Annotated in this window: 9 protein-coding genes; all 9 read left to right on the forward strand. The window is 54.2% G+C overall.

Going from position 1 to position 13,467, the window contains the following annotated elements:
* Positions 1 to 32 precede the first annotated feature (32 nt).
* Complete coding sequence (locus tag ABID47_RS26185; RefSeq protein WP_354501168.1) at positions 33 to 1,670, forward strand: type 2 periplasmic-binding domain-containing protein; 1,638 nt, start codon at positions 33 to 35, stop codon at positions 1,668 to 1,670.
* A gap of 121 nt (positions 1,671 to 1,791) precedes the next feature.
* A complete protein-coding gene (locus ABID47_RS26190) occupies positions 1,792 to 2,661 on the forward strand; it encodes an ABC transporter permease (protein ID WP_354501241.1) in 870 nt (289 codons plus the stop codon).
* 18 nt (positions 2,662 to 2,679) lie between these two features.
* The gene (locus tag ABID47_RS26195) at positions 2,680 to 3,567 is read left to right on the forward strand and encodes a carbohydrate ABC transporter permease (protein WP_089548628.1); all 888 of its coding nucleotides are present in this window, start codon (positions 2,680 to 2,682) and stop codon (positions 3,565 to 3,567) included.
* A gap of 246 nt (positions 3,568 to 3,813) precedes the next feature.
* A complete protein-coding gene (gene htpG, locus ABID47_RS26200; protein WP_354501170.1) occupies positions 3,814 to 5,691 on the forward strand; it encodes a molecular chaperone HtpG in 1,878 nt (625 codons plus the stop codon).
* 200 nt (positions 5,692 to 5,891) lie between these two features.
* The gene (locus tag ABID47_RS26205) at positions 5,892 to 7,058 is read left to right on the forward strand and encodes an SEC-C metal-binding domain-containing protein (RefSeq protein WP_354501172.1); all 1,167 of its coding nucleotides are present in this window, start codon (positions 5,892 to 5,894) and stop codon (positions 7,056 to 7,058) included.
* A 274-nt stretch (positions 7,059 to 7,332) separates the two neighbouring features.
* Positions 7,333 to 9,594 (forward strand): helix-turn-helix domain-containing protein, encoded by a 2,262-nt coding sequence (locus ABID47_RS26210; protein WP_354501174.1) that lies wholly within the window; start codon positions 7,333 to 7,335, stop codon positions 9,592 to 9,594.
* A 307-nt stretch (positions 9,595 to 9,901) separates the two neighbouring features.
* Positions 9,902 to 11,530, forward strand: coding sequence for an extracellular solute-binding protein (locus ABID47_RS26215; protein ID WP_354501176.1), 1,629 nt, complete (start codon positions 9,902 to 9,904; stop codon positions 11,528 to 11,530).
* A 44-nt stretch (positions 11,531 to 11,574) separates the two neighbouring features.
* Complete coding sequence (locus tag ABID47_RS26220; protein WP_354501243.1) at positions 11,575 to 12,471, forward strand: ABC transporter permease; 897 nt, start codon at positions 11,575 to 11,577, stop codon at positions 12,469 to 12,471.
* A 40-nt stretch (positions 12,472 to 12,511) separates the two neighbouring features.
* Positions 12,512 to 13,384 carry a carbohydrate ABC transporter permease gene (locus ABID47_RS26225; protein ID WP_354501178.1) on the forward strand — a complete coding sequence of 291 codons (873 nt, stop codon included), beginning with the start codon at positions 12,512 to 12,514 and terminating at the stop codon, positions 13,382 to 13,384.
* Positions 13,385 to 13,467: the final 83 nt, after the last annotated feature.

The raw sequence follows: 13,467 nt of genomic DNA on the forward strand, positions 1-13,467 counted from the left end.
ACAAGGAATCGACATGAAAGGGGTTCAAAGGGATGAACAAGCGAAAAATATCGTCACTGCTGGCCGTCACGTGCATAACGGCGCTCATCGTCAGCGGATGCGGCGGCGGAAGCGGCAAGGCGGAGGACAAGGTTGTCAGCGAAAAGGACTACGAGCCGTACAGTAAGTACGAATCACCGGTGGAGTTTACCATCGGACGCAATACGAGCCATACGAACAATCTGCCGAAGGGCGATTCGATTGAAAACAACATGGCGACCCGCTACGTCGAGAGCAAAGTGAACGTGAAGGCCAAGGTAGCCTGGGAGACCGACGATATGGACCAGAAGCTGTCCCTGTCGATGACGACCGGTGAGCTGCCGGACGTGATGCTGGTCAGCCGCACGATTTTCAATCAGCTTGTAGACAATGACCTCATTGAAGATATGACCGAGGTCTACGAAAAAACCGCCTCCGAGGGTGTCAAAAACATCTACTCCTCTTATGGGGATCTGCTGCTCGACCAAGTGAAGGTAGACGGCAAAATCATGGGTCTGCCGATGACGAATATCGGCAATCAGCATCAGCTGCTGTGGGTTCGCAAAGACTGGCTGGACAAGGTCGGCGGCAAGCTGCCACAGTCGGTGGACGATGTGTGGAACCTGGCCAGAACCTTTGTGGAGAAGGATGCCTCCGGAACCGGCAAGACGATCGGGTTCGGGATGAATCAGGACGCGATGAATTTTTCGCCGATATTTGCAGCTTATAATGCATTTCCGGGCCAGTGGATCAAGAAAGACGGCAAGGTCGTGTACGGCTCCGTGCAGCCCGAAATGAAAGAGGCGCTCGCCGATTTGGCCGAGCATTACAAGGAAGGGCTGATCGACAAGCAGTTTGCGGTCCGCTCGGACGAAGAGAAGGAAGCGCTGGTCATCAACGGCCAGGCCGGCATGCTCTTTAACCCATGGTGGATCGGATACACGAACTACAAGGACTCTATCAAGCAGGATCCGAAAGCCGAATGGGTGGCAGTATCCGCACCTGTAGATGAGAACGGCAAATTTAAAACGATCCGGCAGGACCCCGTTGGTGGAGGCATTGTTGTCGTGCGCAAAGGTTACCCTCATCCTGAAGCGATCATGAAATCGATCAACCTGACGACGGACTTCCTGTACTCGCTGACGGACGACGCCGTCCAGTACAAGAAGGAGCATGCTAGCGAAGGGCTGACCGACCACAGCCGCTGGAATAACGAGCCGACGCAAATTCCGATGCAGGTGGACTATGACGACGTGCTCAAGCGCTATTACGATGACATCATGAAGGCTGACAAAGCAGGCAGCGCCGACGGAATTCAAGAGGACCGCGTCGTGTCCTATGAAGCGTACCAGGAGTTCAAGCAAAAGGGGACTGCGATCGACGCCAATACGTACGGCGAATATTTGTCCCGGATCGAGGGGCAGCGTGAGGCCAACAATCCGAACCTTGAAGTAATCCCGGCCGGCTTCTACGGTACGACGGAGACAATGAAACTGAAATGGGCCAACCTGCAGAAGATGGAGCAGGAAATGATGCTGAAGATTATTATGGGCCAAGCCAGCATCGATGCTTTTGATCAATTCGTGTCGACCTGGAAAAAGACCGGCGGCGATGAGATCACACAGGAAGTGGAAGAGATGAGCAGCAGGTAAGTCCCAGTCAATACATCCTGGATAAATGGAAGTGATAAGTATGTCTTCGCTGGAAGCAAGTCTCAGTACGGAGCGGCAGGTTTCGGGACGGATACGGAAGAAACGGAAAGCTTTTCATGAAATGACCTATCACTTCATGCTGCTGCCGGGCATGGTGCTGCTGTTCATTTTCTCCATCGTCCCAATGTTCGGCATCGTGATGGCCTTTCAGAAATTTATCCCGGCCAAAGGCATTTTCGGCTCCAAATGGGCCGGGCTGACCAATTTCACGTATATGTTTCAGCTCCCGGACGCGAAGCAAATTTTCGTCAATACGCTGGTTATCGCGGTCGGAAAAATCATTCTGGGGCTGATCGTGCCGATCGTGTTTGCGCTGCTGCTGAATGAAGTCCGCCTGAAGGTGTTCAAAAGCACCGTGCAGACGATCGTGTACCTTCCCCACTTCATGTCCTGGGTCGTGCTCGGCACGATGATGACGATGATCTTCTCTTACGACGGCATGGTGAACAATATCCTGCAGCTCTTCGGACTCGATCGGACGATGTTTCTGGCCAGCAACACCTGGTTCAGGCCGCTGCTGATCGTGACCGACACCTGGAAGGAGTTCGGCTACGGAACGATCGTCTATTTGGCCGCCCTGACGGGCATCAATCCTTCGCTGTATGAATCGGCCGCTCTTGACGGGGCAAACCGGTGGAAGCAGACGCTGAACATTACGCTGCCCGGAATTTTGCCGACGATCATCCTGCTCGGCACGCTGAGCCTGGGCAATGTGCTGAATGCCGGCTTTGATCAGGTGTTCAATATGTACAATCCGCTGGTATATCAGACCGGAGACATCATCGATACGTTCGTGTACCGGATGGGTCTGATCCAGATGCAGTATTCGTTTGCCACTGCGGTCGGCTTGATGAAATCGGTCATCAGCTTCGTGCTGATCGTCGTATCCTACAAGCTGGCTTCCAAATACGCCGGTTACCGGATTTTCTAGAAAGGGGCGCTGATTTGCATGATACAATCGAGAACGTTTGGGGCGCAGGCTTCCCGCTTCCTGATCATCCTGGTGCTGGTGCTGATCGCCTGCCTGTCCCTGGCCCCGATCATCAATACGATCATGGTGTCGGTGAGCAGCAGCACGGCGGTCAACGCGGGCAAGGTATATTTTCTCCCGGTAGATATCAACTTCTCCTCTTACGTTAAAATTTTGGACGACGAGAAGTTTTGGAGGGCTTTCCTGGTGTCGGTGGAACGGGTCGCCCTGGGTGGAGCGATCAACATGGTGCTGACAATTCTGATGGCGTATCCGCTGTCGAGAACGGCCTCGCAGTTCCGGGCACGCAACGTCTATATGTGGATTATCGTGTTCACGATGCTGTTCAGCGGCGGCATTGTTCCCTGGTACATGGTCATCAGCAAGCTGGGATTGATCAATTCAATCTGGGCGCTCGTGCTGCCCGGCGCGGTGCCGGTCTTCAACGTTATCCTGCTGATGAACTTTTTCAAAGGGATTCCGAAAGAGATGGAGGAGGCGGCCTTTATCGACGGGGCGGGTCCGCTGAAAATTTTGTGGCATATCTTCATCCCGGTGTCCCTGCCCAGCCTGGCGACGATCACCTTATTTGTCATCGTGGGCCACTGGAACAACTTCTTCGACGGGATCGTGCTGATCAACGACAGTCATAAGATCCCGCTGCAAACGTATCTGCAGCAGCTGAATTTGACCCGGGACCAAATGCAGAATCTGTCGGTTGAGCAGCTGCAGCAGTACAACAAGATCTCTAACACCACGCTCAACTCGGCCAAAATTCTCGTGTCCATGATCCCGATCCTGCTGATTTATCCGTTCCTGCAGCGGTATCTCATCCACGGCATCGTGCTGGGGTCGGTCAAGGAATAGCGGATTCCGATAGGCAAAACATGACAGCGACAATGAAGGACGGGGCTGACCGCGCAAGCTTTGCAAAAGGCTGCGGGGGCAGCCCTGTTCGGCGTTTGCCGGGAATGGCCGGAAGGGATGCGAAAGTGGTGCGGATAACCAATTGTTGACTTCAAAAATGAACTTATGTTATATAAAAATAAGAATAATTAGCACTCATTATGTTTGAGTGCTAAGATACTATGTTCGTTGAGGGGAGTATGCTAGATGGCCATGAAAGAGTTTAAAGCCGAGTCGAAACGACTGCTTGAAATGATGATCAACTCCATTTATACGCAGCGGGAGATCTTTTTGCGCGAACTCATCTCCAACGCCAGCGACGCTATCGATAAAATCTATTATAAAGCGCTAACAGACGACCAGCTGGTTTTCAATAAAGACGATTATTACATCCGGATCACGCCGGATAAAGAAGCCAGAACGCTGACGATTTCCGATACGGGCATCGGGATGACGCAGGAGGAGCTGGAGAACAATCTGGGCGTCATCGCGAAGAGCGGGTCGCTGGCCTTCAAGAACGAGAACGAAGCCAAGGACGGCCACAACATTATCGGCCAGTTCGGGGTCGGTTTCTATTCGGCGTTCATGGTGGCGGACCGGGTGACGGTCATCACCAAGGCGCTTGGCTCCGATACGGCGTACAAGTGGGAGTCTGCGGGAGCGGACGGCTATACGATCGAGCCTGCGGCGAAGGATACCGTGGGTACGGAAATTGTGTTGAAAATCAAAGATAACACGGAAGAAGACAATTACGATGAATTTCTGGAGGATTACCGCCTCCGGACGATCATCAAGAAGTACTCGGATTTCATCCGGTACCCGATCAAGATGGACGTCACCGGACACCGGCCGAAAGAGGGCGCGGACGGAGAGTTCGAGGAATACAGCGAAGAGCAGACCGTGAACAGCATGGTTCCGATCTGGCGCAAGAACAAGGGCGAGCTGACGGAAGAGGACTACGTCAACTTTTACAACGAGAAGCGCTACGGGTTTGACAAGCCGCTGACGCATGTGCACATCAAGGCGGACGGGGCCGTTGTGTACAACGCGATCCTGTTCATTCCGGAGCACACCCCGTTCGATTATTATACGAAGGAATACGAGAAGGGGCTTGAGCTTTACTCGAACGGCGTCCTTATTATGGAAAAATGCGGCGACCTGCTCCCGGATTACTTCAGCTTCGTCAAAGGGATGGTCGATTCCGAAGACCTGTCGCTGAACATTTCCCGAGAAATGCTGCAGCATGACCGTCAGCTGACGCTGATCGCGAAAAATATCAAGAGCAAGATCAAGAGCCAGCTGCAAACGCTGCTCAAGGATGAGCGGGAGAAATACGAGAAGTTCTACGAGGCGTTTGGCAGACAGCTGAAGTTCGGCGTGTACAACAATTACGGCGCGGATAAGGACGTTCTCCAGGACCTGCTGCTGTTTACCTCTTCCAAGGAGAAGAAGCTGGTAACGCTGGACGAATACGTATCCGGCATGCCGGAGGATCAGAAATATATTTACTACGCCGCCGGCGAATCCGTGGAACGGCTTGAGAAGCTGCCGCAGACGGAAATGGTGGCCGATAAGGGCTACGAAATTTTGTACTTCACCGACGATATTGACGAATTTGCCATCAAGATGCTGATGAAGTACAAGGACAAGGAATTCAAGTCGGTATCAAGCGGCGATCTCGGTATCGAGACGGAAGCGGACAAGAAGGATGAAGCGGCGGAGACGGAGAGCAAGGAGCTCTTCGAGGAGATGAAGAACATTCTCTCGGGCAAGGTGAAAGAAGTCAAGGCTTCCAAACGGCTGAAGTCCCACCCGGTCTGCCTGTCCACGGAAGGCGACTTGTCGATCGAAATGGAGAAGGTGCTCAAAGCGATGCCGAGCGGCCAGGACATCCAGGCCGACAAGGTGCTGGAGATCAACATTCACCACGAGGTGTTCCAGTCCCTGAAGGATGCTTATGACAAGGACCGCGAGAAGCTGGGCCTGTACACGAACCTGCTGTACAACCAGGCGCTGCTGATCGAAGGGCTGCCGATCCAGGATCCGGTCGAATTTACGAACGATATTTGCAAAATTATGGTGTAAGCCAAGCTCCTCCCGACCTGCGGCAGAATGCCTGACAGGCGGTATAACCCGGCCTGCCGGAGTTTTGACCTCCGGGCCGGGTTCCTTTTTTTGCCGGAGGGCGGGCTGTGAAGCGAACATCGTGTATAATGGTAGAAGGGCGCAGGGTGATGCCTTAACCGGTCATGCTGCGCATGCTTAATAACGAAGAAGAGGTGTACATGTTGGAAGACCCTACGTTACAACTGGAACAAACAAACATACAGCACGCCATCATCGGCGAACCCATGACCAGCTTGTCCGAGATTTTGCTGAGCCTGACCAAGACGAGGCTGTCCGCGCTGGCTTCCGTCCACAGCATCACAGGTCGTTCCAAGATGAAGAAGGAAGAGCTTGCCGAAGCGCTGTCGGATTACGTCACGAATACGGAGCATTTGTCGTCCATGCTGCTCCAGATGGATGGTGCCGAATGGAGCCTGTTTGAGACGCTCCTTCAGGAGTCTTCCGTTCAAGATAATACGATTCCATACGGGGATTATGCCTTTTTGCTGGATCGCGGGCTCGTATTCAGCTTTTTCTCGGAAGGTCAGCTGCACCTGATCATGCCGGAAGAAATAAGGGACGCCATCCGCAAGGCTGATTTGCCTGCTTTGAAACAGCAGCACGGCCAGCACCAGCTGGCTTATCAATATATTGTTGCCGCATCCCATTTGTATGGAGCGGTTAAGGTGGACAAGCTTCTTGAGATCTACAACGCCCAGAATGAACAGGCGCTGAGTGCGGAGGAGCTTCTGAATGAAGTGAACGAGGCGATCGGCCGTGGCGAGAACCTGCTCCTTCACGGCGGATACATCGTAAACAGCTATCTGCTCCACGACCTGGACGAGCAGAAGATCAACGACTGGATCGCGAAGGTCGAAGGGAAACCGTATTATGTTCCCGACCAAGAGGAGCTGCTCCGGTATGCGGACGAGACGTATTTTGAAATGACGCCGCAGCTGTCCGCGCTTCAGCAGTACGTGCTGCGGGAGCTGTGCAAGGACCAGGAGACGGTGGAATACCTGATCGACGATCTACAGCTGGCGTGCGCCAAGGGTTCGTCGATTCAGGATCTGATCTACGAATTCGAGAGCCGCAAAATCAATTTCAAAAACCCGCTTCAGGCCCAGCAGACGATTCAGCTGCTGACCGAAGTCTATAACCATACCCGGATGTGGGCCAATAACGGCTTTACCCTGGTGGAGCTTCAGGCCATTGCCGATGGCGTTAAGCCGGAGCTGGTGAAGCTGGTGAACATTTCCGCAGCGGATACCGTGCCGAAGGTGGGACGCAACGAGCCGTGCCCTTGCGGCAGCGGGCTGAAGTACAAGAAGTGCCACGGAAAATAAACGCTTATCGCTCTATTTATCCTATATAGATCATCAACTATATGAGCGGCAGTCCGGACATGAACGTCATGTCCCGGGCTGCCGTTTTTGAGTTTCCTTCTTTTCATATGATCCAGCGCCTATGGATTGATTCCGAACGGTCCCATCCGATAGAATAAAATGAATAAAGAAAGCGCTTACCCCCCTGCCGAAAAAAATTGGCGACTACCATTGCCCCTTTGATCCGTTATCGTGATTCCATGGCAAATAACCCGTTGTAAAGGAGTGATTGGCATTGCGGAACAGCTGGTACCGCCGAATGCTGCTTTCGTATTTTCCTATCTTTTTGATCACTGTAACGATTCTTGTGTTCCTGTCCTTCCTCGTCGTCAATGAAATTTCCCAGAAGGAGACGGTTAAGGCGGATCAGATTTCTACGGGATACATCGTGGACACGGTCCAGATGGCCCTCAAGGAAATCGAAATGAACGCACTGGATGAGGTGGAGCGGAACAGCCGCTACAACGATTTTCTTCAGGCGGACGGTCCACATGAGCGGGATGCAGTATACGCAGTCGTGGACAGCCTGCGAACCCTGGCTGCCAAAGACGAACTCGTGGATTCCGTGTATGTGTACCGCAGCGGCGATCGGCAGACGCTCACAACGAGCGGTCTCCTGGCGTGGGACGAGTTTGCCGACAGGCCGTTTGTCGAGCTGGCGCTGGGCCAGCCGGCATACCAGGGCTGGTCCCCGATCCGCGACTATCATGAAATGGGGAGCGATGCGAAGCGGCGGGTCATCTCTATGTACAAACGGGCCCCGCTTCCGTTCGGCACGCAGGGCTTTGTCGTCATTAACGTCAACATGTATGCGCTGGAGCAGAAAATCCGGACCATGAAAGATACCGATGTGTCCTTTCTTCAAATCCGCGACCGGGAAGGAAATCTCATCTTCTCGACACGTCCATCCGAACCGGGAGGCACAGAGGCTGCAGAAGGCCGCATTTTGAACCGTATTCCGTTCCAAGCTACCGGCTGGACGTTTGAGAGCGGGATCGCAGCGGGCCAGCTGTTTACGTGGGTGTCGGTCGTTTCGTACATCTGGATCGTCATCGGCGTAGGCACCGTGCTGGCAGCCGTCGCCTACTTACTGTATATCACCAAGCGCAATTATAAACCGATCCGCGCCATGATGCACCGGATCGAAGCCGTCCGTGACCGGATGGATCCTCCGGGCGGCGCCAAGAGCGACGAGCTGCTTCTGATCGACCGGGCATTGGAAAATTTAATCCGGCAGACCGCCGACTACGAGAAGCAGCAGCAGGAGAACATGCTGATCGCCAGAAGGCAGCTGTTCATCGACCTCGTTCAGGGGGAACGCCTTGGGGATGCAGGCGAGCGTCTGGACCGATTGAAGCCGCTGCCGGTACAGGTCACGGGGCCGTATCTGCTTGTCCTCGTGGAAATACTGGAATTTCCGCGTTTCCAGCAGGGCTTTTCGGTTCAGGACCAGAGTACGCTCAAGTTTGCGCTGACCAATGTGCTGCAGGAAATGGCCCGCGACGAAGGCTTGCACGGCTGGGGGGAATGGACGGAAGCGAACCGGATGGGCCTGCTGCTCGGCGTGAGCCCGGATGTGACGGAAGAAGAGACGCAGGAGAGAATTCGAAGGCTATCGGAGCGGGGCATCGCCTGGACCAATGACCATTTGGGCTTGTCCCTGATGGTCAGCGTCGGACCGCGTTCGGGCTCATGGGAAGAGGTGTCCGCCTCGTATCAGGCGGCGGCCAGGGCGCTGCAGCATAAGCTGTCGCTTGGCCAGAGGGCATTTATTCTCAGCGAGGACATGCCGGTTAATGCGGCGACCCGAACGTATACCCACCTGCAGGGCATCGCCGAATTCGTGAAGCAGTTCCGGCTGTCCGACGGCGATTGGCGGAGCCGTCTTGAGCGGATTTTTGACGACCTGAAAGCCGATGCCTTGAAGGATGAGGATATTCGCATGCTGCTGCTGACGATGATGGAAATGCTGGCGCGGGAGGTCGGGGACCTTTCCGAACAGCTGCAGTCCTGTTTTACGGGCGAGCGGGCTGGATCTTGGCGCCGGGTTGTTGAAGAGACGACGTCGCTGGAACGGCTGCGATCCTTATTTACGGAGCAGCTGGCAGAGATTTACCGTACGTTCGTCGCCGTCAGTGAAACGAAAAGCCACCGGGCGATGATCGTGGAGATGAAGGCATACATCGAAGAGAATTTTGCCGATCCGGATCTGTCGCTGAAGCATCTGAGCGACCGCTTCCAGATCTCGGGTAAATACGCGAGTTACCTGTTCAAGGAAGAGTTCAACATGAAGTTCGTCGATTTCATGGTCCAGCTGCGGATGGCCAAAGCGGAACGGCTGCTGCTGGAGACCGACGATACCGTCCAGCACATTGCGCTTCAGGTCGGCTACGCCAATTCCATTACCTTCGGCCGGACGTTCAAGCGGGAGGTGGGGGTGACCCCGGGCGATTACCGCAAATTTAAGGCGAAGACGCAGCGTGACGTTCCGATTTAAGGAACGCGTTCGAGGGCAGATGCAGGAGCCGTAAGCAGTCCACCAAGCCTTGCGGCTGCTGGCCTGAGCGGTATTTTGAAAATAGTTTATTGCCGGAAAACGGTTTGCTCAACAGGGTGTCATAGGTTTTCCGCCTCTACGCCCAAACGGTTTATCGATCCGAAACTGGTTTATTGTCCAGCCACCGCATCCCGTGACATACTGTGGGCATTCCCGCTGATGCGGTAACCGGCCCGATTGAAAGCGTAAACAATAATCCGCTTGCCATTCAGCGGAGCCGGCAAGAAAAGATGAAGGGATGATACGAATGGTTGGGAACAGGAACACAAGATCTTTGGCAAAATCGGTTCGCTTCATGTCAGCCGTGCTGGTCGCGGGCAGTATGCTGTTGTCTGCATGTTCGCCCAAATCGGAACAGGCGGCCTCGGAAGGATCCGGATCAGGATCCGGGTCCTCAGGCAAACAGGTGACCCTGTCGGTGGAGGTGTTCGACCGCGGCAATTCGCCTTCGGGGTATACCATCAAAGATAATTATTGGACCCGCTGGGTTCAGGAGAAGTTCGGCACTCCTAATCAGATTCAGATGAATTACGTTCCCGTCCCGCGTTCGGAGGAAGTCGAGAAGCTGAACGTGCTGATGGCAAGCGGCGGAGATGTGCCGGACATCGTGTTCACGTATGATTCCAGCACCTTTTACCGATATGCGCTGCAGGGCGGGCTGACGGACTTGACGGAGCTGATCGACCAGTACGGGCCGAACCTGAAAAAGTTTCTTGGCGAGGAGGTGCTGAACTATGGAAAGGTGGAAGGGAAGCTGTATGCCGTTCCGGCCAAACGGTCGAACCTCGGCAAGTATTCCTCGTTTATCCGCAAGGACTGGCTCGATAAGCTGAGCCTGCCTGTGCCGCAGACGACGGACGAATTGTACACGACGCTGAAAGCTTTTAAGGACAAGGATCCGGGCGGAACCGGGGGCAAAGTGATCCCGCTCGGCATGACGATCGCTCCGGCGCAGTATGAGCCGCTGATCTGGTCTTTCATCAAGGAGACGACGGAGGAGCAGAAATATACGCTGACGCAGCAGCTCGGCTCCCGTGATTATCCGATCCTGCTTCCCGGCTTCAAGGATGCGCTCCAGTTCATGAACAAGCTGTACAACGAGGGATTGATGAGCCGGGACTTCGGGCTGGACGAGGACAAGAAGAAGATGAGCGAGGATATCTCCACCGGAAAAGTTGGCTTCTTCAGCGAGGACGACACGAATATTTACTATGCCGACGGTACCTACGAGACGCTGCAGTCCAACGTCAAGGATGCGGAACTCCAGGCGGTGGATGTATACACGAATGAAAAAGGTGAGCATGCCAAGCCGGAATACGCGCCGGTGGGCTTGTACGTTATGATCCCCAAATCCAGTAAGCATGCGGTAGAAGCGGTGAAATACCTGGACTGGATGGCATCGGGTGACGTGCTCTTCAACATGCAGACAGGGGTCGAAGGCGAGAATTATACAATGAAAGACGGCATCCCGGTGGCGCTGGAAAATCCGACGGAGGAAGCGAAGAACCGGATGTTCAACGCCGGTGATATGACCCTCATTACCAACGGACAGCAGCTGGGAAGCCCTGAGAAGAACAAAGAGGCCAAAGCGCTTCAGTTTCCGCCGAAGTATCAGGACGGTGCCCGGGAAGCCTTGAAGATTTCCAACTCGGATACGGTGCCGCCGGTACTGATGGACCGGCCAATCGAAGCCCAGGCCAAATACGGCAATACGCTGCTCGACAAGTTCAATGAAATGATCGTCAAGACGACGACGGTAAAACCGGAGCAGTTCGAAGCGGTGTACGATTCCCTCATGAAGGATTATATGGCCAGCGGCGGCCAGGCCGTTCTGGATGAGCGGACCAAAGTGTACGGCGAAATGAAGTCGAAATAAACCGTGCGGTTAGGCCCGTCAACAGAGGAGGAAGGCTTGTGAAAATGACACGTTATTTGGGCAGATACTGGCAGCTGTATGCGCTTCTGCTTCTGCCGCTGGCTTATTTTATCATCTTCCGGTATGGACCGATGTACGGCATTCAGATCGCCTTCAAGGATTTCAATCTGTTTCAAGGCATTAACGGCAGCGAATGGATCGGACTGGACGCTTTCAAGGAAGTGTTCGGCATGCGGGACTTTTACAAAACGCTGCGCAACACCTTGATGCTGAATTTTCTCGATTTGCTCGTTTCGTTTCCGGCTCCGCTGATCCTGGCGATTATGCTGTACGAGCTGCGGAGCGCGTGGTTCAGGAAGCTGTCCCAAACGATCCTCTACATTCCCCATTTCATTTCCTGGGTGATTATCGGGGGCATCGTGTACCAGGTATTTGGCACCCAGTCCGGCATGATCAACAACGTCATTACGGCCTTTGGTTTTCCGGAGGTTCCCTTTTTGACGGATAAAAATACCTGGCTGATCACCTATCTGCTGGTCGGGGTATGGCAGAGCGCGGGCTGGGGGACGATCATCTACCTGGCGGCATTGACCGGCATTAACAAAGAGCTGTTCGAAGCGGCGGAGGTGGACGGGGCTACGCGGATGAGGCGCATCTGGCACATTACGCTCCCCGGCATCAAGCCGACGATCGTGACCCTGCTGATCATCAACCTGGGCCACATGATTTCGATCGGCTTCGAACGCCCGTACATTATCGGCAACACGATGGTACGCGATTATTCCGACGTGCTCAGCACGTTTGTGTACCGGATCGGCCTCGAATCGGGACAGTATACGCTGGCTACTGTTGTCGGCCTGTTCCAGGCGGTGGTAGGGCTGGTATTCGTCCTCGGGGCGAACTTTGTCTCGAAGAAGCTGACCGATGAAAGCATTTTGTAGCTCGACAGGAGCATTTTTACGAGAAAAGGAGTGAACGAAGATGAGATCGCAAACGTCCGGCAGGGGATTCGATATCGTCAATATGGTGCTGCTCGGCATCGTCGTGGTGGTCTGCCTGGCCCCGTTCCTTCATATTCTGGCTATATCCCTCAGTTCGAGCCGCCCGGTTCTCTCCGGAGAAGTGAGCCTGCTCCCGGTCGAGCTGAATTGGGGGGCTTACCGGCAGGTGTTCAGCGACTTGTCGATGATCCGATCGCTTGGCTTTACGGTGCTGCTCACCGTGATGCATACCGTCATGTGCATGCTGATGACCGTTGCGGCGGGGTATCCCCTCACCCAGAAAAAGCTGAAAGGCCGCAAGCTGATCATGTTTTTGATCGTGGTGACGATGTTCTTCAGCGGCGGCATCATCCCGGAATACATTCTGGTCCGCAGCCTCCATCTGATCGATACGATGTGGGCGCTGATTCTGCCCGGGCTGATCAACCCTTTTTACCTGATCATCCTGATCTCGTTCTTCAACAACATCCCGGACAGCCTGGAGGAGTCGGCTGAACTGGACGGAAGCAGCCACTTCCGGACGCTCATCAGCATTATCCTGCCGCTGTCGATGCCGGTCATCGCCACGCTCAGCTTGTTCTATGCGGTGGGCCGGTGGAACGGGTTCACGGATACGCTGCTGTACATTACTAGCCCGGAGCTGTATCCGATGCAGCTGAAGCTGTATCAGCTGATCCAGAACAACATGGTGTCCGACCTGATGCAGATGGAGGGCGCGATGGTGAATCCGATGCAGCCGGAGAGCCTGAAGGCGGCGAGCGTTATTTTTGCCACCGTTCCGATACTGCTCGTATACCCTTGGCTGCAGCGGTATTTCGTGAACGGGGTCATGATCGGCGCGGTTAAGGGATAGGTGCAAGGGAGTGGGTAATATATTCACTGGCTGTAAGGGTCAGTTGCACAGTTGCACCGGTTTTTTGGCAGGAGATATGAGGC

This window comes from Paenibacillus favisporus (assembly GCF_040545415.1).
Taxonomy (GTDB): Bacteria; Bacillota; Bacilli; order Paenibacillales; family Paenibacillaceae; genus Paenibacillus_AQ; species Paenibacillus_AQ favisporus.